The sequence below is a fragment of the Deltaproteobacteria bacterium genome (genome assembly GCA_011375175.1).
Classification (GTDB): domain Bacteria; phylum Desulfobacterota; class GWC2-55-46; order GWC2-55-46; family DRME01; genus DRME01.
The window spans coordinates 20,694-41,954 of sequence record DRME01000068.1 but is presented as its reverse complement, the minus strand read 5'-3'; the positions used below and the strand labels follow the sequence as shown (position 1 = coordinate 41,954).

General features: G+C 65.5%; 21 protein-coding genes, 1 tRNA gene and 1 pseudogene. 5 read left to right on the top strand and 18 right to left on the bottom strand.

Annotation, left to right across the window (positions count from 1 at the left end; translation table 11 throughout):
• Positions 1 to 400 (top strand): YdcF family protein (locus ENJ37_05940; GenBank protein ID HHL40027.1); only part of this gene is annotated, 400 nt, incomplete at its 5' end.
• A 12-nt stretch (positions 401 to 412) separates the two neighbouring features.
• Here the strand turns inward: ENJ37_05940 and ENJ37_05935 are convergent.
• The 15 genes and pseudogenes from ENJ37_05935 to ENJ37_05865 all read right to left on the bottom strand — a co-directional run bounded on the left by ENJ37_05935 (position 413) and on the right by ENJ37_05865 (position 15,385).
• Positions 413 to 1,585 (bottom strand): nicotinate phosphoribosyltransferase, encoded by a 1,173-nt coding sequence (locus ENJ37_05935; GenBank protein ID HHL40026.1) that lies wholly within the window; start codon positions 1,583 to 1,585, stop codon positions 413 to 415.
• A gap of 17 nt (positions 1,586 to 1,602) precedes the next feature.
• Positions 1,603 to 2,664, bottom strand: a complete 1,062-nt coding sequence (locus ENJ37_05930) for a hypothetical protein (GenBank protein ID HHL40025.1) — start codon at positions 2,662 to 2,664, stop codon at positions 1,603 to 1,605.
• Between the two features lie 83 nt (positions 2,665 to 2,747).
• A complete protein-coding gene (locus ENJ37_05925; protein ID HHL40024.1) occupies positions 2,748 to 3,317 on the bottom strand; it encodes an AgmX/PglI C-terminal domain-containing protein in 570 nt (189 codons plus the stop codon).
• A 267-nt stretch (positions 3,318 to 3,584) separates the two neighbouring features.
• A pseudogene (locus tag ENJ37_05920) lies at positions 3,585 to 3,776 on the bottom strand (energy transducer TonB).
• A 727-nt stretch (positions 3,777 to 4,503) separates the two neighbouring features.
• The gene (locus tag ENJ37_05915; protein ID HHL40023.1) at positions 4,504 to 5,028 is read right to left on the bottom strand and encodes a hypothetical protein; all 525 of its coding nucleotides are present in this window, start codon (positions 5,026 to 5,028) and stop codon (positions 4,504 to 4,506) included.
• A gap of 4 nt (positions 5,029 to 5,032) precedes the next feature.
• The gene (locus ENJ37_05910) at positions 5,033 to 5,548 is read right to left on the bottom strand and encodes a biopolymer transporter ExbD (GenBank protein HHL40022.1); all 516 of its coding nucleotides are present in this window, start codon (positions 5,546 to 5,548) and stop codon (positions 5,033 to 5,035) included.
• A 43-nt stretch (positions 5,549 to 5,591) separates the two neighbouring features.
• On the bottom strand, positions 5,592 to 6,221 hold the full coding sequence (locus ENJ37_05905; protein HHL40021.1) for a MotA/TolQ/ExbB proton channel family protein: 630 nt from the start codon (positions 6,219 to 6,221) through the stop codon (positions 5,592 to 5,594).
• A gap of 16 nt (positions 6,222 to 6,237) precedes the next feature.
• Positions 6,238 to 6,525, bottom strand: a complete 288-nt coding sequence (locus ENJ37_05900) for a hypothetical protein (GenBank protein ID HHL40020.1) — start codon at positions 6,523 to 6,525, stop codon at positions 6,238 to 6,240.
• Positions 6,522 to 7,646 carry a tetratricopeptide repeat protein gene (locus tag ENJ37_05895; GenBank protein ID HHL40019.1) on the bottom strand — a complete coding sequence of 375 codons (1,125 nt, stop codon included), beginning with the start codon at positions 7,644 to 7,646 and terminating at the stop codon, positions 6,522 to 6,524. The genes ENJ37_05900 and ENJ37_05895 overlap by 4 nt, the downstream gene beginning before the upstream one ends.
• 11 nt (positions 7,647 to 7,657) lie before the next feature.
• The gene (locus ENJ37_05890; protein HHL40018.1) at positions 7,658 to 10,426 is read right to left on the bottom strand and encodes a tetratricopeptide repeat protein; all 2,769 of its coding nucleotides are present in this window, start codon (positions 10,424 to 10,426) and stop codon (positions 7,658 to 7,660) included.
• Positions 10,426 to 12,294, bottom strand: a complete 1,869-nt coding sequence (locus ENJ37_05885; GenBank protein ID HHL40017.1) for a hypothetical protein — start codon at positions 12,292 to 12,294, stop codon at positions 10,426 to 10,428. The genes ENJ37_05890 and ENJ37_05885 overlap by 1 nt, the downstream gene beginning before the upstream one ends.
• 5 nt (positions 12,295 to 12,299) lie before the next feature.
• A complete protein-coding gene (locus ENJ37_05880; GenBank protein ID HHL40016.1) occupies positions 12,300 to 12,893 on the bottom strand; it encodes a hypothetical protein in 594 nt (197 codons plus the stop codon).
• A gap of 317 nt (positions 12,894 to 13,210) precedes the next feature.
• Entirely contained in the window at positions 13,211 to 13,636 is a 426-nt protein-coding gene (locus tag ENJ37_05875; protein ID HHL40015.1) for a DUF523 domain-containing protein, read from the bottom strand.
• A gap of 4 nt (positions 13,637 to 13,640) precedes the next feature.
• Complete coding sequence (locus tag ENJ37_05870; protein HHL40014.1) at positions 13,641 to 14,321, bottom strand: phosphoribosylglycinamide formyltransferase; 681 nt, start codon at positions 14,319 to 14,321, stop codon at positions 13,641 to 13,643.
• 17 nt (positions 14,322 to 14,338) lie between these two features.
• Entirely contained in the window at positions 14,339 to 15,385 is a 1,047-nt protein-coding gene (locus ENJ37_05865; protein ID HHL40013.1) for a phosphoribosylformylglycinamidine cyclo-ligase, read from the bottom strand.
• A gap of 658 nt (positions 15,386 to 16,043) precedes the next feature.
• On the opposite strand from ENJ37_05865, the gene spoVG reads away from it, so the two are divergent.
• The 4 genes from spoVG to ENJ37_05845 all read left to right on the top strand — a co-directional run bounded on the left by spoVG (position 16,044) and on the right by ENJ37_05845 (position 17,859).
• A complete protein-coding gene (spoVG, locus tag ENJ37_05860) occupies positions 16,044 to 16,349 on the top strand; it encodes a septation regulator SpoVG (GenBank protein ID HHL40012.1) in 306 nt (101 codons plus the stop codon).
• 213 nt (positions 16,350 to 16,562) lie between these two features.
• Positions 16,563 to 16,636, top strand: a tRNA-Gly gene (locus tag ENJ37_05855).
• On the top strand, positions 16,605 to 17,267 hold the full coding sequence (locus ENJ37_05850) for a DUF3365 domain-containing protein (protein HHL40011.1): 663 nt from the start codon (positions 16,605 to 16,607) through the stop codon (positions 17,265 to 17,267). Before ENJ37_05855 ends, ENJ37_05850 begins: the two co-directional genes overlap by 32 nt.
• A gap of 97 nt (positions 17,268 to 17,364) precedes the next feature.
• Positions 17,365 to 17,859, top strand: coding sequence for a hypothetical protein (locus ENJ37_05845; GenBank protein ID HHL40010.1), 495 nt, complete (start codon positions 17,365 to 17,367; stop codon positions 17,857 to 17,859).
• 213 nt (positions 17,860 to 18,072) lie between these two features.
• Here the strand turns inward: ENJ37_05845 and ENJ37_05840 are convergent, their stop codons facing one another.
• Genes ENJ37_05840 through ENJ37_05830 form a run of 3 tightly spaced genes read right to left on the bottom strand, consistent with a single transcriptional unit; the run spans position 18,073 to position 21,180 of the window.
• Complete coding sequence (locus ENJ37_05840; GenBank protein ID HHL40009.1) at positions 18,073 to 18,846, bottom strand: hypothetical protein; 774 nt, start codon at positions 18,844 to 18,846, stop codon at positions 18,073 to 18,075.
• Positions 18,843 to 19,817: a hypothetical protein gene (locus tag ENJ37_05835; GenBank protein ID HHL40008.1), complete on the bottom strand. Its 975-nt coding sequence runs from the start codon at positions 19,815 to 19,817 to the stop codon at positions 18,843 to 18,845. Before ENJ37_05835 ends, ENJ37_05840 begins: the two co-directional genes overlap by 4 nt.
• Positions 19,801 to 21,180: a B12-binding domain-containing radical SAM protein gene (locus ENJ37_05830; protein HHL40007.1), complete on the bottom strand. Its 1,380-nt coding sequence runs from the start codon at positions 21,178 to 21,180 to the stop codon at positions 19,801 to 19,803. Before ENJ37_05830 ends, ENJ37_05835 begins: the two co-directional genes overlap by 17 nt.
• Between the last annotated feature and the right edge of the window lie 81 nt (positions 21,181 to 21,261).

The following is a 21,261-nucleotide window of genomic DNA, read 5'->3' as shown; positions in this document are numbered from 1 at the left end:
GGGCGTGCTCATCATAAGCGGCGTCCACCGCGACGCCGACATCGAATCCATCTTCCTCGGCATCTCCCCGCCGCTCACCTCCATGGAAAAAAAGAGCATCATCCTGGAGAAGCGCTCTTCGAGCACCGTGGAGAACGCCGTCGAGGTGCGTCGCATAATGGAGGAGTTCGGCCTCGGCTCCATGGTGCTCATAACGTCCAACTACCACATGAGGCGTGCCGCCTACACCTTCACGACCGTCATGCCCGAGGCCGTGGAGATCAAGCTCCACGCCGTGCGCTCACCGAACTTCGATCCCTCGCGCTGGTGGAGCGGCCGGGGGCTGTGGATAACCCTCTCGGAGTTCGTCAAGTACCGGCTCGCCGTGCTCCGCTTCAGGCTCGGGGACCCGGCGCGGTGAGGGCGGTGTCGCTCAAGGGGTCTCACCGGCGAGCTCGAGTCCTTCGAGCCTTTCGATGACGGCCTCCCGTATGGCCTGGGGGGACGGCAGCTCCCGTGCGATGCGCCCCCGCCGCACAAGCGGCGTGAGCAGGTCGCCGGCGGGGCCGCCGCAGGGGCAGGGGGCGGCGCCGGAGGCGAGCGGGACCACCTCGCGGCGGCCGCAGGCGCGGCAGAGGACGAGCCGTTTTGCGCCCGAGCACTTGCCGCGCTTGGAGTGGGGAACGCCATCGACCTCCACGATGTCCATGGAGTAGTCCACCACCGGGGCGCTGCTTATGGAAGTGCCCACGCCGAAGGCGTCGACCACGTGGCGAAGACCGATGACCGTCTCCTCGTCGAGCCCGCCGCTTGCAAAGAGCTTTACGCGGCCGTAGCCGCGCAGGTCGAGCTCCCAGCGCACCTCCTCGAATATCTTGCGGAAGTCGCCCCGCCTTGACGACGGCGTGTCGAGCCTCACGGCGTAGAGCCGGTCGCCGAGGGCCTCGGCCACGCGCAGGGCCTCGAACTTCTCGTCGTTGTAGGTGTCTATGAGGGCCACGCGCTTTACGTCCCCGTCGACGACCTCGTCGAAGGCCTTCAATGCCTCGACGGTGTCGCCGAACATGATGACCAGGGCGTGGGGTATGGTGCCCATGGGGTCCATGTGGAGGAGCCGGGCGCTCGCCGTGACGGCCACGCCGTCGCAGCCGCCGATGTAGGCTGCGCGCTCTATCATGGGGGCCACCACGGGGTGCATGCGGCGGGCGCCGAAGCTCACGAGCATGCGGTCTCCGGCGGCGATCCTCATGCGGGCCGCCCTGGTGGCGATGCCCGACGCCTGGCAGATGAGCCCCAGCACGGCCGTTTCGAAGACGCATATGTCGCGGTAGCGTCCCTCTATCTCCATGACGGGCTCGCCGGCGTAAAAGACCTCTCCCTCGGCGAGGGCCCTGATGTCGACGGCCTTGCCCTCCATGAGCGAGGCCACCTCCTCGGCGCCGGCGAATACCGCCCACGGCACGCCGCCGGGAAGCTTCTTTGCGAAGAACTCGGCGCGCACCTCTTTGTCGATGCCCTTTGCCTCGAGTATCTCGAGCGTCCTGGCAAAGTAGACGTCCGTGACCCTGCCGGCCTTTATCTCTTCCCAGTCGGCCGTATGAAACATCTCGCCTCCGCTCCGGTTCAGGCTGGGCCGGTCGCGCCGGTCCTGCCTCTTACGAGTTCGCCTCTCTCGCCGCGCATGAAGAGCAGCAGCACCATGCCCGCGACCAGCACGGCCGAGCCGGCTACTATGAGTCCCATGCCGGGGTCCCTGTTTATCGTGAGCACCGCGTAGGGCGTCATTACGTAGCCTGCGAGGCGCAGCGTCTCTCCGTCCACCTCCACCTCCGTGCCGGGCCTCGATATGTCGAGATAGGCCCTGACGCCCGAGCCAGAGACGATCTCGCAGTGCGGATTTCGCAAGGCCCCGGAGCGCGAGTAGGCGCGCCCTTCGGCGTCGAAGGCCAGGTCCGGGTAGATGCGGCCGAGCCTGTACGTGGAGCCCGAGGCCGTGGTGAAGACCTCGCCGAAGGAGACCTCCCGGCGCCGCGAACCGGCCTCGATGACAAGGCCCGTGGGCGTAGAACCGTGGTCGGCGTGGTAGAAGGCCACGCCCTTGTAGATGACGGGTCCGTTTATCTCGATGGCGTCGCTGAGCACCTCGCGGCCCTTCTCGAAGATCGTCACCTTCGTCTTCATCGAGACCAGCCCCTCGCCGGGCCTGGTCTCGACGTCCACGCCGTCGAGGCGGACGGTGAGCTCCGGCACATAGGGCACGGCGGCGGCCTCACCCTGGATAAGGAGGTTCCCGTGGCTTCGGAAGCCCCACAGGGCGCCGACGAGATGGCCGGCCAGGGCGATGAGAAACCCTATGTGCACGACGTGGGGGAAGAGGGCCTGGAGGGGCCTGCGGTTGCTGACGACGGCGTAAAGCCTGTCGGCCGTACAGACCGCCGTATTGACGGCGAAGAGCGCGCTCAGGCCCACGAGGACGAATATCCAGGCGCTGAGATCGGGCCGCTCAAGCCCCGTGGTGAAGAGCCAGGGAAAGAGCACGGCCCGGTCGAGGGCCCCGTAGGCCGCGGGGTTCTTCACGGCCACCATCGAGCCCCAGGCGGCGTCGAGGCATATGAGCGCAGCCAGCGCTACGGTAAGCCCCGGGGAGGCGAAGAACCTCCAGAGGGCCTTCACGGCCTTCGTCATCCCGCATTCTTACCACAGCGCAGCGGAACCTGTCAAGCCGCCCCCTTGCCGCCGGTTGGCGCCGTGAACGTATCTGTCCTCTCTCACGAGAGTCCTTCGGGGGTGAAGTCGAAGGTATAGACTATGGAGAAGTCCTCGTCGCCTTCTATCCTTGGGAACTTCCAGCGGTAGATACGCCTTACGAGCGCCTTGACGAGTCTCTCGGAGTCGAGGGTGGTCGAGAGCTTCTCGACGAGCTTCACCTTCCCGTCGGCCCCGATGACGATCTTTACGCGCAGGTCTCCGCGTAGCGCGGGGTCCTCGCGCAGGGCGTTGTTGTAGAGGTACTTGAGCCCGCCGGTATAGCGGCGCACCACCCTGTAGACGTCGCTCTCGGAGCGCGACTTCTTCACCTCGACCGCCTCGTCCGCCTCCTTCTCCACGTCGGCGAAGAGGGCGTCGCGGTCGACGAGCGCCACCTTCCGCTTCTCGCTCACGATGTCGCGCACCGCCTTCTCGTCGCTCTTCTTCTCCACGGCGAGGGCCTTCTCGGAGACCTCCTCGACCTTGCGCCTCGCCTCGGTCCTTATGCCGGCGATGACGTCCTTTTTCCCGCTCTTCTTCCCCGAAGCGGCCTTCGGGGCCGCCCTCACCGGCGAGGGCGGCTTCAGGATCGTCCTGGTGAGCTCCTCCGTGCCCCTGAAGAGGTCCTCGTCGCCGCCCGTTTCCGCCCCGTGGCGGGACTTGGCCATGATTATGCCGAGAAGCCCCTTGCGCTTTACTTGCTCGCGGACGGCCTGCCGCGAAGGGGCGGGCTCGGCCGCAGGCTCCCGCGGGAGGGGCTGCGAAGGGGGCGGCTCAGGGGCGGGCTCGAGGGCGGGTTCGACGACCTCCGGCTCCGGCGCGGCGGGCTCGGGCTCCATGCTCGCCACCTCCACGGCCTCGGGCTCCGGTTCGGCCACGGGCTCGGGAGCCGGTTCGGGCTCGGGTTCGGGCTCAGGTTCCGGTTCGGGCTCGGGTTCGGGCTCAGGTTCCGGTTCGGGCGCGGGTTCGGGCTCAGGTTCCGGTTCGGGCGCGGGTTCGGGCTCAGGTTCTGGCTCCTTTAGCGCCTCCTGCTTCGGCTCCGGCTCCTCGACGGGCTGCTCCGCCTGCTCCTCTTCGACGACCTCCTCCTCCTTGACCTCCTCTTCCGGCTCCTGCGGCTCTTCCTCCTTAACCTCCGGCTCGACGACGGCGGGTTTTTTGAACTTGCGTTTCTTCGGCCTCGGCGCCTCCAGTATGAGCCTTGCAAACCTCTTGGGGATCTTCTTTATGACCTCGATGGGCTCGTCCTTCTTTATCTCTATGGTGTTGAGGTAGCCCACGGACGAAAGGTGGACCATGGCCGAGAGGGCGACGAAGAGTACGAAGCCCAGCTCCTCCCTAGAGACGAGCGGCTTCTTGAGACCCCTCTCAAGGCGTCTTCTCCTGCGGCGCGCGGCCGGCCGGTAGCCGAAGGTGAGGGTCATGGGGCCGGCCGTGAGCACGAGGTCCTTCCTGTCGTTTACGGGCAGGAGATAGCAGCGGCCCCTCTTCTTGAGGAAGCCGAGGTCGATGAGCCCCTTTGTCGAGATGACGTGGCCGCCGCGCACGATGGTTGCGTCGAGTTCGGGCGGGATGTGGAGGGCGTAGCCGCGGTCGGTGCGCTCGATGAAGCGGAGCCTTGCCGGTATGCCGTCCACCCCCGCCACCACGATGTGGCAGCGGGGATCGCTCCCTATCGTGAGGAAGCGCCTGAACCGGCCGAGCGCCTCGTCGACACGGATGGTCTCCGGGCTGTCTCCGGCGACGTCGACCGTTACGGTGAAGAGACTCCTGCCTTTATTCACGGGTAAGGACCGCAAGCGATATGTCGTAGTACCCCGCCTGACCGCAGGTGTACATGACCTTTTCCAGGAGCGCGAAGGGTATGGACCTGTCGCCCTGGATCATGACCTCGCCGGTGAACTTCACGTCGGGGTTGGTGCGGGCGATGAACTCCACCTTCTCGGTGTTCCTGTCGAGCGCGGCGAGAAGCGGGCGGATGAGCAGGTGCTCGGGGTCGTCGGTCTTGGGCTTGAAGTCCCGGAGCGCCTCGGCGACGGTCACGACCGGCTCGCCCTCTATGAGTATGTGTTTCGATGTGAGCTGGATGAGGAGCTTGAGCCTGGGCTTCTCCGTGGATATGGACACGGGCAGCGTAAGGCTCGGATGCATGGTGTATATCTCGCCCTCGGCCGAGTAGCTCTTGAGGAGGAAGAGCAGGATGATGGTGAACATGTCCATCATGGACGTAAGAGTCAGCGCGGCCGCCGCGAGTCTCGATCTCCTGCGCCTGTTCCTCGACACCGATCTCGCCCTCGCCATCGCGCTACTCCCTGTTCTCACCGAGAGAGACGAGGGGGAAGAGCGAACGCCTGCTCTTGACGCCGCCGCGCTCCAGGGTTATCTCCCTCGATGCGTCCATGACCTTGACCACGTAGTCGTAGGAGATGTGCGAATCGAATAGAAGGATTATCTCCCTGTGGTCGGGGGCTTCCCGCTTTATGTCGAGAAGCGCCTCCGAGAGCCGGCGCAGGTGCGAGTTGTCGGGCGCCGCCTCTATCCTCTCTTCCCTCTCGCCCCAGCCCACGGTGAGGGCCCCGTCGGTTATCTTCACGGTCAGGAGCCTGGGCGGCGTCCTCTCGCCGGGCTCCTGCTCCGTCTCCTTTTCGGGCGGACTTTCGACCTCGTGGGGGAGGTATACGTCTATGACCGCCGTCTTGGCGAAGACCACCGTGAGGAGCAGGAACGGAATGATGATGATGAAGACGTTCATTATGGGGATGAGGTTGAGGTCGGCGCCCTCGGCGCCGTGGTGCATCCTTCTGCTCGGTCTGTATGCCATGGCGATAATGGACTGGGGGTTGAATAAAGGGGACGGCGCCGCTCTAACGGCCCTCCCTGTAGCGGGCCAGGAGGTTGATGATCTTTATGGAGAACTCGTCTATCTCGTCGATGATCCTGTGGGCCTTGGAGAGGAGGACCGAGTACATGACGAGCATCGGTATGGCCACGATGAGGCCGAAGGCCGTGGAGTAGAGGGCTATGGATATGCCGCTTGCAAGGAGCGAGGCCTTCTGCGAGGGGTCGGCGCTGCCTATGGCGGCGAATGCCTGGATGAGGCCCTGGATGGTGCCGAGCAGCCCCAGAAGCGTTGCTATGTTGGCCAGCGTGGCGAGGTAGGGCACGCGCTTGTCGATGGATGGGATCACCTCGAGGGCCGCCTCGTCCACGGCGTTCTGGATGTCCTTTTCCGTGCCCGAGGCCGCCGAGATGGCCCTGTGGAGTATCCTCATCAGGGGCACCGGAGAGTTGGCGCAGAGGGCCTCGGCCCGGTCGAGGTGGCCGTCCTTTACGAACTTCTCGACCTTGGCCCACAGGGCGCGGCTGTTGAGGTTGTACCTGAAGATGAGAAGCACGCCGCGCTCCACCATGATGGCGAACCCCACGATGGAGACGAGCAGTATGAACCATATGAACATGCCGCCTTCCCTGAAAAAAGAAGCGATGAGCTCCATGAAACATCCACCTCCGTCAGGGGAGCGCCGCGCCCCCCTCCTCGGTTAATTTGTCCGGATAGACCGGCCTCAGCATATCGTCGAGAAAACTCTTCCCGAAGAAGTCGGCCCTCCATATCCTGGCCCTCGGCACGATGAAGAGTATGCGGGGCTTCTCTATGGTGCCTTCGATCCTTATGACCCTCTCGACGATGACGGGCTCCCCGGCCTTTGCGTCCCTCTCCATCACGTCGGCCGAGGCGGAGGCGCAAGGGGCCCGGAGAAGCAACACCGCGGCCGCTATCGCAAGTGCCGCGCCCCTCACGGCGGGCCCTCCCCTCCCCCGGCCCTCTCAAGCCTCGCCCTCACCAGGCGGAGCCAGCGGCCCACCTCAGGGTCGTCCTCTCCCGCCGCGGCGAGGTAGAGCTCGTAGTTTCTTGCCGCCCTCTCCATGTCTCCCATGTAGAGCTCGTAGATTATGCCCATGTTCCTGTAGATCGCGGCCTTGTCTTCACCATCATCGGCAAGTCTCTGGAGTATCTGTAGGGCGGCCGCCGGCTCTCCGAGCTTTAGAAGCGTTCTGGCCTTGAGCAGCAGCAGGGTGCGGCGCGGCGCCTCGTCGCGCTCCAGGGCCTGCTCGAACCTGTGAAGCGCGCCGTCGTAGTGGCCCATCCTGAAGAGCAGCATGCCGAGGTTGTAGTCGAGTCCCCGGAACTCCGGGTCCACGGCCTCGACCTTCCTGTAGTTGCGCAGCGCCTCTTCGAGCCTTCCGGCCTCCTGGTAGGCGTTGGCGGCGTTCATGAGCATGGCGGGCGACCTCTCTACACCGAGGCCGTCGTCGAAGTATCTTATGGCCTCTTCGGTCATGCCGAGCCGCAGATGCACCATGCCCAGGGCCGCGTATATATCCGAAGGCGGCCGGCGCGCGTTTTCGAGCGCCAGGAGAAGCTCCCTTCTCGCCCCCTCGAGCTCCCCCTCCCACATCATGAGCATTCCGAGGTTGTAGTGGGCGAGCCAGTTGGCCGGGGCCATGGAGATGACCTTCTGGTATATCCTCCTGGCCGCCGCCGGGTCGTCGTCGAGGCGCTTGAAGGCGCCCTTGAGGAAGAACCCTATGACCTCCTCCTGCGAGACCTCCTCTTCCGGCTCCCCCACGGCCGCGGCGTCATCGGAGGCGGCCTCTGGCGGGCGCCGGGGCTCGGCCTCGATCACCTCCTCCCCGACGACTTCCCCCTCGACCTCCTCCGCGGCCTCAGGCGGCCCGGTCAGCTCACCGGGCTGCGGCGCGCCGGCCCCAGCGGCCGCCTCCTCGACGGCGGCGGCATCGCCGGATGGGGCCTTGCCGGATACGGCTTCGCCTGGCGCGGCCTCCTTCCTCAAAGCTGGTCCGGCGCATCCCGCGACGATAAGCAGACACAGAAGCGCCGCCGCCGCCCTCCCTGTCAACGCCCTTCCGTTCACAACACGCTCTCCGCCATGATCGGCCCCGGCACGACGTAGACGAGCTCCGCCCCTCCCGTGTCGAAGCTCCTCCTGTAGGTCGCGGGCCGCAGCTCGGCGAGCCGCTCAAGGCTCTTTACGACCCACTCGTTGAATAGAGCCTGCTCCACGCCGGCCCTGTAGCCGTTCTCGTAGGCCGCCACGGCCCGCTCGTCATAGGGTATGGCCTTCTCCTCCAGCAGAAAGTCGTACTCCTCGAGCTCTTCGGCCGTGAGTCCCTCGGGCCTCTCGCTCTCCAGGAGCGAGACCTTGTAGTCCTCGAGGATGAGCCCCACGGGATAGTATATCTCCGGCAGGAGCTCGGCTATGCCGAAGTCGATGAGCTGGGAGAGCTCGCTCATCAGCGACTGCAGTAGCCGTGTCTTCTTGACGAGATTCTCCTCCACCGGCTCCACGAGCCTTACGGCGAAATAACCCTCCATGGCCTCTCGAAGCAAGACCAGTCTCGCCTTGGCCACGTAGTATCCCCTGGACTCTCCGGCCCACTCGACGAGCTCCCGCATGGTGGCCAGCCCCTCCTCGACGGCGCCCGAGTCCATCTGCGCCTTGCCGAGCCTGTAGCGGACCTCTTCCTCCATCTCCGGCTCTATGGCCTCGACGGCCAGGTATCGCCTGAAGGCCCTCACTGCGCTCAAGAGCTCGCCCGACGACTCGAAGAGCAGCCCCGCCCGGAGCACAAGCGCCGCGGCGGCCGCGTCCGAGGCCATGAACGACGCCTTCTCGTATATGGACGCCGCCCTCACGGGCTCTTCCCTCTCCACGGCCCCGGCCGCCTCGAGGAGCAGCGATAGCGGCCCCTCGGAGTCCGGATAGGCGCGGCGGTAGACGGCCACCACCCGCTCGAGCTCGCCCATGAGCTTACGCCTTATATGGAGGTTTCCCAGCCGCAGCAGCGCCGCCTCGCCGACCTCCGAGCCCGGGTCGGTCTCGAACGTCTCCATGAGCTTGGACGACGCCTCGTCGTAGGAGTCCTCGCCTATGAGCCTCTCGGCGATCTTGAACTTCACCGCCGCAAGCCTGCGCCGATACTCCCGCTCGCCCGATAGGGAGACAAGCTCCCCGTAGCTCTTCTCGGCGCCTTCGAGGTCCCCCTCCTCCATGTAGAGCTCGGCGAGCCTGCGGTACGCCTTCTCGGGCTCCCCCCTGCGCGTAAGGGGCTGGATCCTCTCCCTGGCCCTGGCGTAGAGACCGAGGCGCGAGTACATGTCGGCCACCTTGTAGACCGAGTCCTCGTACCTGTATACGGCCGAGAGGTCGTCGCCGTAACGGTCGAGCACCTCTTCGGCGTGCCGTATGTTGTCGGTGGAGCCGCCCTTGTAGCGGTAGAAGATGACCTCGTAGGTGAGGATGGCGGAGAAGGCTATCTCACCGCGCCTGGCGCCCGGCGCAGAGAGGTCGAGCACCCTCGAGTACTCGACGACGGCCTCTTCGTAACGCTCGAGGTCGAAGAGCGTCTCGGCGGCGAGAAGGCGCACATCGAGGGCCTTGTCCGAGTCCGGGAAGGCGTCGAGAAAGGTCGTATAGCCTTTGAGGGCCTTTTCGAGGAGCACCGTGTCGGCGCCGCGTCCCTTGACGTGGTAGGCCCTCGCCGACGAGAGCATGGCGGCCGCGACGAGCCTGTCGAGCTCGGCGTTGCCCGCGGGATAGAGCCTGCCGTACCAGGCGGTCGTGGGGTTGTAGCGCTGGGCCAGGTCCCACCTGGTGCTCATCGCCCTGTCGGCCTTGTCGAGCTCGTCGTAGAGTTCGGCTATGACCGCGTATGTGAAGGGTGTCCTCTCGTCCTCGGGGAAGAGCTCCACGAAGACGTTGTAGACGTACAGGGCCTCTTCGTACCTGCCCGCCTCATGGAGCGTGGAGCCCAGGCTCTGAAGGACCCCAGGGGTGTAGGCGCGCACGCCGCGGGAGCGGAGGTAGTCTACGGCCTTCTCGATCCTCGCAAAGTGGGAGAGCGCCATTACGGCCCCTGAAAAGCCCTCTTCCCAGAGGCCCGTGGATGCCCGCTCCCGGCCCTGCTCGCCGAAGCTCTCCATTATGGTGAAGAACGAGTCGGCGGCGTTCTCGAACTCGTCGAGCTTGTAGTATACCCAGGCGAGCTTGTATATGGCCTTGAAGTAGAAGACCGAGTCCGGGTGGGCGAGCACACGCTCGTAGCTCTCTATGGCCTCGCCCATCTGGCCGGTCTCGAAGTAGATCTCGCCGAGGCGGAAGCTCACCTCTACGTAGTAGGGGGTCCGCGGGAAGTCCCCGATGAGTCCCTCGAAGACCTCGACGGCCTCGTCGACGCGGCCGTCCTCGTAGAGGGCGTATCCCAGGGCGTAGCGCAGGGCGTCGGCGCCGCGGCCGAACCTGTTGCGCCCCGCGAGCACGGCGAGACGGTCGATGAGCTCGCCGTAGTCGCGGACCGGCGCTATGGGCTCCTCCGTGATCTCGCCCTTTTCGTAGCGCTCCACGGCCGCCTCGTACTCCTCCATCTCCTTCTTGTAGAGGATGTCGCGGGCCTCGAAGTAGTGCTCCGTGAGCCTGAGGGCCGTCTCCACCGACAGGTCGTAGTCGTCGGCGAGAGACATGTAGCGCCGCCACTTCTCTATGGCCGCCCTTGCAAAATCCTCTTCCGAGAGCTCGACCTTCGGCGGCGGCTCCACCACCTCCCGCACCGGCTTCCTGACGGCGCAGGCGGCCGGGACGACGAGGAGCAGACAAAGCAGAAGGGCCCGGGAGGAACGCATCAGCGGCGGCCGCCCCCCTTCCCCGCCCCGGCCGCGATCCCGGCCTCGGCAAGCCCCTTCTCGATGTAGAGGTCGTAGTCCTCGAGCTCGTAGGCGAACTTGAGGAGGCTGTCGGCCACACGGCGGTGAAGGAGCGAGCTCACGTCGGTCATGCCGCGGCGGGCCAGCTCCGCGGCCGCGGCGGCGCGGCCGCGGAGCCGTTCGACCCCCTCTTTCGCCTCCGCGCACTTGGCCATGGACCTGCGGGCCTGCTCCTTTTTCTCCATGAGCATCTTTTCGAACCCTATGGCCTCGCCGCGGCGTATGTGGGCGAGGTCCTCGGCGATCACGGCCAGCGCCCTGGTGACGTTCCTGAAGTCGTTGAGCTCGCGGTTGTGGCCCTGCACCGAGTCGGGCAGTATGGTGTGCACTATGGGACAGACCACCGGCGAGTTCAGGCACTCCAGGGCCTCGGCGCCTTCCTTGAGGATGAGGCTCACCATCCTCTTCTCGTCACCGGTCATGGGCCGGCCGGCCGTCTTAAGCCAGCGCACGAAGAGCATCTCCTCCACCTCGGCGAAGAAGTCCCTGTTCTCCCTGTCGTAGCCGCCGAAGGGGTCGGGGTGGGCGTCGAGCACCCTGTTGGCCGATGCGAGAAGCCGTTTCACGCCGTCCATCTTGGCGCCCGGGCTTGCGACAAGCGCCTTGAGACCGATGATCGTGTTGTCGAGATGGGTGGCCGTGGAGAGGATGCTGCGCTGCTGGCGCTCGAGGGCGTCGGCTATGCGGCCGAGGGCCCTGTAGGACTCGACGAGGTCGAAGACGTCTCTATTCGACCTCACGACGGTGAGGTACTTGCGCTCGCGGCTGTCGAGTCCCGAGTCGTCGCCGTCGAGAATGGCGCCGCTCAGGCGCTCGAGCCTCTCCGGGCTCCCGAGCAGCCCCTCTATCTCGTCCCGCTGCGCCCTGAGCTCGACGGCGAGCCTTGCGAAATGGTTTCTCGCCTCGACGGCCCGGCCCGAGCCGAGGTAGCAGTAGCCGAGGAGCACCATCACGTCCATGGCGTCGGCGTCGTAGGGCGGCGACGGCCTGATCTCCTTTATGATCGGCACGGCCGCCTCGAAGGAGCCGAGCTTTGCCAGCGCCCAGGCCTGCCCTATGAGCGCCTCCCTGTAGAGGGGGCTCTCCATGGATATGCGCAGGTACTCCATGAGGGCCTCCTCGTAGCGTCCCTCGTCGAAGAGCACGCCTCCGAGCAGCACGCGCATCCTGTCGGAGAGCCCGCCGTCGAGTTCCCCCCCTGCGAGCACGGCCTTGAGCACCCCTTCCGCCCTGCGGCGCTGCTGCTTCATGAGGTATGCCTGGGCTGCGGCGACGGCCGCGTAGGGGTGGAGGGGTTCGCCGGCCGGCACGGCCTCGAGGTCTGCAAGGGCCTCGTCGATGCGCCCGAGCCTCAGAAAGCCCATGCCCCTGAAATAACGGGCCGCCGGAGAGTCGCCGAGCTCGTCGGCGAGCATGAGGGCCCTGTCGTACTCGCCCATCCTGTAAAAGGTGTCGAACATGCCGATGAGCGCGGGCATCCTCTCGCGGAGGACGTCCCCGCCCTTGAAGTCGGGGTAGAACCTGCCCGTGTGGAGGCGCTTGAGGTCGGAGAGACGCAGCAGCAGAAGCGCCTCGTCGTGCCGGGCCGAGTGGTCGTCGAGGAGCACGCTCGAGGCGAGGGCGGAGGCGCTGAAGAAGTCGCCCGTTACGTAGCTGAAGAGCGCGCTCTGGTAGTTATAGTCGCCCCTTGACATGGAGAAGGGTATGCGCCCGGGCTCCTCGGCGGCCCCGTGGCCGGCCGCCACAAGGAGCGCCGCGGCGGCGAGTATGTGCCTGAGGCGTATCATCGTCTCTACAGGGCGCTGTAAGTTGTCTTGTGATGGCGGATGACGACCGTGCCGCCGGCCCTGACGGGGTTGAACTCTATGAAATGTTCCACGCCGGGCTTGACGGTGATGTTCACCTGCGTATCGGACCTGCCTTCGCGGGCCGCTCTCTTCCCGGCGCCGCCCGTGCTCCAGACGAGAAGGACCTTGAGCTGATGGGGCCCGGTGCTTGTCTCGTCGAGATAGAACTGGTGGCGCCCGCCCATGTGGAGGGCCTCGTTCTCACGGTCGGTGTAGATGTGGCTCATGAGCGGCCGCTTGTTGTCGAGCACCTCCAGCGAGACGATACGGAGCAGGGGGTCGCGGTTGACGACCGAGATGTTCAGTATGGTGGCCGGAAACTCCCTGACGCTCTCCTCGAGCTTTTTGAGCTCCTCCCCTATGTAGTTGTACTCCTTGTTGAGCCTTATGATGAGGTCCCTTATGGACTCGGCCGTCACCGTTTCGCCGCCCTCTTCGGCGGCGGAGAGGGCCGGGAAAGACAGGAGCGCCGCCAGCGCCCAGGCAAGCGCCGTCGACGGGCGCCCGCAATGCAGTCGGCAGGTGAAGAGTCTTCTCATGGCGTCATGCTCCCGTGCACTCGCAGCCGGCGAGCTTTCCAGAAGAAGGGCGTCGAATTCCGCCCGTCCACCAAGGTGTCTAAATCGGGGCTTCCCTAAGGAAGCTTTGATTTATTACACTGGGGGAAACTTTCTGTAGAAGGGCCACAGGCCCACGTTTCCCCCAGCCCCCCTTCAAAGACTTTTAATCCCCTGCGGATCACCCCGATTTTGCAAGCAAAATCGGGGTGATCCGCAGGGCGTTTAAAGTTTTTGGAGGGAGTCTGAGGGAACCTTTTTACAAAAAGGTTCCCTCAGGGTAATTAATCAGAGTTTCCCTAAGAGAATCCCTTGAGCCGTATACCGTTTCTTTCAAGAAGCGCCGCCGCCACGCCTCTTCCGCTCCGCTCTCCCGCGCCGCGCGCGACGGCCACGACACCGCACGAGGGGCTCCTCTCCTTGAGCAGCGCCTCGCGCGCCGAGCTTATGCGCGCAAGCCCGAGGGTCTGGAAGGCGCCGCGAAGCATGAGCGCCGTCACGTCGCGGCCCTCTTCGTCAACCGCCGCGGCGCGGCCGTCGAGCACGTCCGCTCCGTCTCCGCCCCGTATCTCCACCCTCGGGCGCGGCGTGGCCATGCCGCCGAGCTGCTCGGGACATACGGCCACGGCCGTCCTCGCACCGAGCGCATCGAAGACCTCCCGGCGCCTGGCATGGGAGCCGTCGTAACGGGTGCACAGCCCCAAAAGGCAGGCGCTCACCAGCACGGCCTCAGCCACGGTCGAAGATCCTTACCGGGGGGTTGGCGAGTGCGCCCGAGGCTCCCTCGCCGTCGCGCACCAGGACCCGCCGCCCCTCGACCCTGAGGCGGCCCTCGGCAAAGAGACGGATGGCCTGCGGGTAGATGCGGTGCTCCTGCTCCAGTATCCTCGCCGAGAGGCTCTCCACCGTGTCGTCGTCGAGCACGGGCACGACGGCCTGGATGATGATCGGTCCCGTATCCACGCCCTCGTCGACGAAGTGGACCGTGCAGCCCGAGAACTTGACCCCCGCCTCGAGGGCCTTTCTCTGCACGTCGAGACCGGGAAAGCTCGGCAGAAGAGAGGGGTGGATGTTCATTATCCTGCCGGCGAAGGCCTTTATGAAGGCCGGAGAGAGGATGCGCATGAAACCGGCGAGCACGACGAGCTCGATGTCGTAGCGGCGCAGGACCTCGACGAGCCGCTCGTCGTAGGCGCCGCGGTCCGGGAAGCCCCGGCCCTCGACGACCTCGATCGGTATGCCCGCCCTCGCTGCCCGCTCCAGGGCGTAGGCGCCGGGCCTGTTGCTCAGCACCACGCGGATGCGCGCGTCGAGGAGCCCCGCCTCGACGGCGTCGATTATGGCCTGGAGATTGGTGCCTCCGCCCGAGACGAGCACGGCTATGGGGAGCGGCCGGCGCCCTCCCCGCAGGCGTCCGCTCTCTGCGCTCAACCGACCACCTCCACCGATGGCGCCCCCCTGCCCTCGACGACCCGGCCTATGACCCAGGCCTTCTCGCCCATGGCGTTCAGCGCTTCGAGCACGCCCTCCTCGTCGCCGCCTCTTGCGATCACCACAAAGCCCACGCCGCAGTTGAAGGTCCTCATCATCTCTTCATCGTCGAGCCCGCCCCCTTGCTTTAGGAGGCGGAAGACGGGCGGCACGGGCCAGGAGCCCCGTCTTATCTCGACCTTGACGCCGTGGGGCAGCACCCTCGGCAGGTTCTCCGGCAGCCCGCCGCCCGTTATGTGCGCCATGGCCGTCACGGTGAAGGGTCTCTCCAGGAGGGCGAGAACGGGCTTCACATATATGCGGGTCGGTCTCAGGAGCTCGGAGGCGAGGGTGCGCCGCAGCCCCCTGGGCCTGTCGCCGAGGCCGAGCCCCATGCGCTCGAAGAAGACCTTGCGCGCCAGGGAGTAGCCGTTGCTGTGCAGCCCGTTCGAGGCGAGCCCTATGACCGAGTCGCCGGGCCCGACGCGCGAGCCGTCGACGAGCCTGGGCCTGTCGACGACGCCGACGGCGAATCCCGCCAGGTCGTACTCTCCGGCGGCGTACATGCCGGGCATCTCGGCCGTCTCTCCGCCGGCGAGGGCGCATCCCGCCTCCCTGCACCCGGCGGCGATACCCCTGACGACCCTGGCCGCCCTGACGGCGTCGAGAGAGCCGCAGGCGAGGTAATCGAGAAAGAAGAGCGGTTCGGCCCCGCTTACGACGATGTCGTTGACGCACATGGCCACGAGGTCGATCCCCACGGTATCGTGGCGGTCGGCCATGAAGGCGACCCGCAGCTTCGTGCCCACGCCGTCGGTCGATGAGACTATAAGCGGCTCCTCCATCCCCTTGAAGCGACCCGAAAAGAGCGCGCCGAAGCCGCCGATGCCGCTCACGAGCCCCGGCCGCTCCGTCGACTTCGCAAGCGGCTTTATGAGCCTCACCAGACGCTCGCCCTCGTCGATGTCAACGCCCGCACTCCTGTAGGTGAGTCTGCTCTTCATCAAATCCAGGGAAGCTCTGATTAATTACTCTGGAGGAGCCTTTCTGAAGAAGGGCCATAGGCCGCCGTCTCCCCCGTACCCCTTGTAAGTTATTCGGACGTTCGGCGGTCGCCGGGAGGTTCGGCCCGCGCCGGGCGGGTTCTTTACGCCCTTGCGGCCCGAACCTCCCGGCGACCGCCCCCCAGACAGCGGGCGCGGGGCGCTGGCAAGGTCCCCCCTTCAAAGACTTCCAAGTTTCTCCAAATTATAACTCCATCGTCCCCTTCAAGTCAACGGCACCGGCCGCATCGAGGGCAGAGGCGGCGCTATCGCGGAGTATCGAGAGGCGGGGGTTGCACCACTCTTTCGGCGACCTGCTGCACATTTTCCAGTGCACCATGCACATACGGATGTGCACAAGAAAAGTATAAATTCCCGCTATTCGCCATTACAAAAATTCCAATTCCTGCAAAAATAACAGTTTCCAGCGACGCCGGCCCTTTGGCATGACGCTTGCATTTGAAATTGTTATCGTTATCGTTATCGTCGAAACGTTCTGAAGGCGGCGTCAACAACAGGTTTACAGGCCCGCAATCCACGATTTGAGGACGCGCAGCGAAACGGGACGGCCACACAGCCAAAACGACATCAACCAACGCAACTGACAGGAGGTTTGGCAATGCGTATCACAGAGGTCAAGGTTCTGCCCGTAGACGGTGACGACAAGCTCAAGGCTTTCGTCACGATCAAGCTCGACGGTTGCTTCATCATCAGGGACATGAAGGTCATCAAAGGAACCAACGGATACTTCGTTGCCATGCCTGCCAAGAAGATGAAGAACGGCACCTACCGGGACCTCATCCATCCCCTCGACCAGTCCACAAGGCAGATGCTCGAAGACGAGGTGCTCAACGAGTACAAGCGCATGCAAAACAAGTTCGCAATGGGCGAGCGCCCCACAGACGCCGACAGGGCCACCGCCTGACGGTACGGTACAGGCGATCACTCACCTCCTGACCCCCAACCCTCCTGAAACGCACACCCGAAAGGGTGTGCGTTTCAGGTTGGAGTGAAAGCGGCTCGGCGCTCCTTCTCCCCCTTCCCCTCCCCTCATCCCCCGCTCCCCAGCGCAGACGCCCCGGCCTCAAAAGACCCTTGACCGCGGCGGGCGTTTCATGTATATCATAATAATGTAGAGGCGGGCGTAATTCAATGGTAGAATGGAAGCTTCCCAAGCTTCATACGTGGGTTCGATTCCCATCGCCCGCTCCAACGGCCTACATGCGACCAGCCCCGCTCCGCGAAGGACGGGCTGGTTTTTTTTCGCCCTGCCCGGCGAGGTGACACCGTGAAACGGAAACTTTCGACCATCCTGGCCGCCTGCGTCCTCCTTGCGGCCGCTCCCGCCGGCGCGGCCGCCCCCGCCGCCCTCTTCGAGAGGGCCGAAGAAATAGCCAGGGAGATAACCATCCTGAGAAGTTCGCTGGCCGCAAGTTTTGTCGGCGGCGGCTCGGACGCGGACATCGAGACCTTCAGGGGGGTGTGCGGCCAGGTCGTCCGCCGCATAAAGGGCATATCGGCGCGCGAAGGCGTCACCATAAGACACTCCGCCGTCAGGTACCGCAACCCGGCCAACGCGGCCACGCCGGACGAGAAGGCCCTCATCGAAAGATTCGACAGCGACAGGACACTGCTCTCCATCACCGAGATGAGGGAGAAGGAGGGCAAAAAGACCATCGCCTTCCACATGCCCGTATTCGTCGAGAGGTCATGCCTGGCCTGTCACGGACCGGCCGCCCTGCGGCCGCGATTCGTCAAGGAGAGGTACGGCGACGACAGGGCCTACGGCTTTGTGCCCGGCGACATTCGAGGCATGATATCCGTCATATTCACCATCCCCTGAAAGCGCTATCATTCTTCAAAGAGGCTCCCCCGGAGCGACTGACCCGAGCCCCCGGCGGAAGTCCCGCCGGGAAACACAGAGAGAGAGAGGAAAAGCCATGAAGAGAGTGTTCATACCCGCCTTCGCCCTCGCCTTCTCGGCGGCGGCGCTCTTTTTCACCCTCGAGCAGGGTGCGCTAAGCAAGGGCCACGGTCACGGCGGCGGCCACGGCGCCATGATGATGGGCGCAGCGATGAAAGACGAGCGCCGGGAGCTCAAGCTCCCGGCGGCGATGAAGGTGATGCAGAAGGAGATGATGCGCCGCCACCTCGACACGGTGGCCGACATAACGGCGGCGCTGGCGGCGAACGACACGGCCGCCGCGGCCGAGGCCGCCAGGGTGCTCGGCTGGTCGCCCCAGGAAGAGCAGCGCTGCTCCAAGGTGGAAAAGATGACCGGCGAGAGCGGATTCGTCGAGCTCGGCATGGCGGTCCACAAAAAGGCGGACGAGCTGGTCGTCGCCGCGCAAGAAGGCCGCCGCGACGACGCCCTCAGACTCCTCGCGGAACTGATAAACAACTGCAACGCCTGCCACAAGACCTTCCGCCACTGACGCCCCCTTCCCGTGGGGCATTGAAAATCTTTGGAGCGGGTCTCCTCGGGAGGCCGGCCTCCGCGGCTCTCACCGGGGGGCCGGCCGCAAAGGCGTAACAACCCCGCCTGGCGCGGCCGGCCCCCCGGTGAGAGCCGCACAAAGGACCGGCATACCGCGGCGGTCCGAGCCGGCCGCGGCCCCACGCTCCTCTTTCGGGAAGCTCCCCTCGACTCATCCGTGTATCTTGTATTCGGGGTCGAATACGTGGTAGGTCGACCACGGGAAGTATACGAGCCCCCAGTAGAGGACCACGGCGGCCAGGAAGCCCGCGGCCGCCCACCGGGCCACCCGTCGCTGCGACCAGCCGAAGAAGATGCGGCCGTGCACGGCGGCCGCGAAGACGAGCCAGCTTACGACGAAGAGGTACTCCACGGGGTCCCAGGTCCAGAGCGCGCCGTGGAGAAGAGACGAGTAGTAGGAGCCGAGCACGAACATGACCGTCTGGCCCATGAGTCCGTACAGGAGGCCGGCGTAGAGGATGCGCCGCGGTCCGTCGCCCTCCCCCCTGCCCCACAGTATCCGCAGGGCGGCGGCGAAGCTCACCGTGTAGGGCCCGTAGGCGGCCCAGGCGAAGAGGGCGTGGAAGTAGACCCACAGGCTCTGCTCGGAGATGATGAGCGGCCTCGGCCCGGTCTCGAAGCCCAGGCCGTAGAGGAGCGTGAGGAAGGCAAAGGGCGCGGTGAAGGCGGCGGTTCGGCCCTGCCGGTCCATGAGCAGCGCCGAGAGCGTCACCGACCAGGCGGCGCAGAGACTCTCCTCGAAGGTGCCCAGTATGGGCGGATGCCCCGAAATGCGCCAGCGGAGCAGGATATACAGCAGATGGGACGCCAGGGCGCCGGCGGCCGAGAGCCTGTAGAGGCGGACAAGCCCGGCGGGCGCGGCCGCGGCCGCCGCGCCGTAAAAGACGAGGCCCGCCGTGAAGGCTATGCCGGCCGCCGCGTTCACGTCCGCCTCACGGCAGGGACAAGCCTCATCAAGAGACCGATGGCGGCCGTGACAAAGCCTGCGAAGGTCACCGGCTCGCCGGGATCCCTGACCACCCCCACCTCGACCCACTGGCGAAGGCCCGTGAAGGTGACGGTCACGCCGGCGAAGGTTATGGACTCGCCGGCACGGAAGGGCCCCTCGTGTATGGTCGTGCCGTGCCAGAGAAGCCTTGCCAGGAAGAGCGGCTCCGTCACGTCCATCCCCCTGTTCACGTAGCGGCCGCCGACAAACTCGGGGTCGCTCAAGACCTTTATGTAGAGGTCGTAGTTCTTCACCTTTATGACGTCCTCCGAGCCCGGCGGAAAGACCATCATGGGCACGGCCCGGCGCACCACCGCCTCCCCCCTCTCCGTGAAGAGCAGCTCTGGAAAGAAGCCGTAGCGTATGATGCGAAGGCGCGCTCCTCCCACCGACGGCCCGCCGTTGAGCCTCAACAGCGAACGCTGCGAAAAGGAGCCCGCCGGGTAGGTGATCTCGGCCTCGAGCCCCGTGAAATAGAGGCGTCCCTGCCAGTAGGCGGGTCTTATGCTCTCGACCCTGAAGGAGAGATGGGGCGCTGCGGCGAGGCTTCCGGCCTCGACGGTGTCGTACTCGCCGGGGCCGCCCGAGAATATCTCCCCCTCGAGAACGACGGCCGAGGCCTCGAACCTCCACAGAACGCTCGCCACGGCCCCGGCGGCAACGAGCAGGAAGGCCGTGTGGAAGACGAGGTTACCCCTGTAGCGGTACCTTCTCCTCACGAGGCTTACGGCCGTGTTGGCCGTGAATAGGGCTCCCCACAGGGCGAAGGGCCCCCAGACCATGAAGGGCGCGGGAGGCTCGAGGGCAGCGAAGGAGAGGGCCGTCAGGTAGGCGAAGTAGAGCGCGCCCGCGACGAGCAGACCCATGGAGAGGAGGCTTGAGCCGAGGACGTCAACTACCCTGGACATAGGGGTTGCCTTCCCTTATCTCTCTGAAGGCCCTGCCCATGGGCACCTGTATCATGGCGGAGGTCACGTGCGTCATGGGGAAGCCCCTCGGTCCCAGCTCCCACAGCCTCCCCATGATCCTCGAGGCCGAAAAGGCCTCGGCCCGCAGCCAGAAGAGCGCCTTCTCGCGGTTTTCCACGCTCATGGCGGGGTCGTCGTGCTCGAAGACGGCGCGGTTGCCGTTGTAGTACTCCCAGCCCCGCCCGGCGATGAGGTACGGCCTGTAGAGCTCGTAGAGGTCCGTGCCCGGAAAGGGTGTCACCATCATGGGGTGGATCATGCAGCCCAGCTCGTCGGATATGTCGAGGGCCCGCTTGAAATCGTCGGGGGTGTCCCTGCGCCCGCCGACCATGATGAAGAGCATGACGTCTATGCCGTGATCGCGTATCATCCTCACGGCCTCGCGGCGCCTGCCGCCCTGCTTGAGCAGGGCGTTCCACTCGGCGAGACTCGCCGCGTTCTCCGTCTCCCAGCCCACCATGACGAGCGTGAGGCCGCTTCTGCGCGCCCACTTGAGGAGCTCGCGGCCCCGCGAGTGCTGGGGGCTTACGAGATCGCCCGACCCTATCCACCACTTGCGCATCCCCGACAGCTCGCGGTAGAGCTCCGTATAGAGCCTTATGGAGCGGTCCATGCCGGCGCCCCAGATGTTGTCGTCCACATTCCAGAACATCCAGTAGGGGCTCTCGGCCACCTCGGCCACCACATCCTCGATGGGGCGGTGGCGAATGGCGTTGCCGAAGAACCTGTATACCGAGCAGTAGGCGCACTTGAAGGGACAGCCCCGGGCGGTAAAGAAGGAGCCCATGGGATAGCGCGTGGCGAGGAGCCCCCGCCTGGGACGGGCAAGGTCCTCGAGCCCCGCCCTCACGCCGCGGTAAAAGGGCTTGAGGCGGCCGGCCTCGGCGTCGGAGAGGCACTCGCCCCAGCAGCTCTCGGCCTCGCCGATGATCACGGCGTCGGCGTGGGCGGCGGCCTCGCGGGGCAGCACCGTCACGTGCATGCCGCCGAGCACCACCTTCCTGCCCATGGACCGCAGCTCATCGGCCCGCCTGTATACCCACGGCGCCTGGGGCGTGAGGACCGTAAAGCCCACGACGTCGGCGTCAAGGGCCGAGACGTCGAGGTCCTGGCGGTTGGCGTCCACAAGCTCCACCTCCACGTGGGGGGCGACCTTGCCGGTAAGGCCCGCCAGATACTCGAGCACCGGCGGAGCTATGGGCAATCCCTCGCTCTTCTGTATCTCGTCAAGGCCGGTCATGGACATGAGCCGGCTCGAACGCACGGCCTCGCCGAAGGGCGGGGAGATGAGGGTGAGCTTCATGTCACACGCTCTCTGCTGTGTCTTTTCCGGGCGGCCCCTGCGGAAAAGGGCCTCACGGGCCGCGGTCTCTTCAGAGACCCT

Coding starts and splice junctions, on each gene's coding strand:
- ENJ37_05930 (HHL40025.1), bottom strand. CDS start 2,664: ATGACGAAGGCCGTGAAGGCCCTCTGGAGGTTCTTCGCCTCCCCGGGG.
- ENJ37_05905 (HHL40021.1), bottom strand. CDS start 6,221: ATGGAGCTCATCGCTTCTTTTTTCAGGGAAGGCGGCATGTTCATATGG.
- ENJ37_05865 (HHL40013.1), bottom strand. CDS start 15,385: ATGAAGAGCAGACTCACCTACAGGAGTGCGGGCGTTGACATCGACGAG.
- ENJ37_05935 (HHL40026.1), bottom strand. CDS start 1,585: ATGTTTCATACGGCCGACTGGGAAGAGATAAAGGCCGGCAGGGTCACG.
- ENJ37_05915 (HHL40023.1), bottom strand. CDS start 5,028: ATGGCGAGGGCGAGATCGGTGTCGAGGAACAGGCGCAGGAGATCGAGA.
- ENJ37_05830 (HHL40007.1), bottom strand. CDS start 21,180: ATGAAGCTCACCCTCATCTCCCCGCCCTTCGGCGAGGCCGTGCGTTCG.
- ENJ37_05880 (HHL40016.1), bottom strand. CDS start 12,893: ATGAGAAGACTCTTCACCTGCCGACTGCATTGCGGGCGCCCGTCGACG.
- ENJ37_05910 (HHL40022.1), bottom strand. CDS start 5,548: ATGGCATACAGACCGAGCAGAAGGATGCACCACGGCGCCGAGGGCGCC.
- ENJ37_05890 (HHL40018.1), bottom strand. CDS start 10,426: ATGCGTTCCTCCCGGGCCCTTCTGCTTTGTCTGCTCCTCGTCGTCCCG.
- ENJ37_05835 (HHL40008.1), bottom strand. CDS start 19,817: ATGTCCAGGGTAGTTGACGTCCTCGGCTCAAGCCTCCTCTCCATGGGT.
- ENJ37_05885 (HHL40017.1), bottom strand. CDS start 12,294: ATGATACGCCTCAGGCACATACTCGCCGCCGCGGCGCTCCTTGTGGCG.
- spoVG (HHL40012.1), top strand. CDS start 16,044: ATGCGTATCACAGAGGTCAAGGTTCTGCCCGTAGACGGTGACGACAAG.
- ENJ37_05845 (HHL40010.1), top strand. CDS start 17,365: ATGAAGAGAGTGTTCATACCCGCCTTCGCCCTCGCCTTCTCGGCGGCG.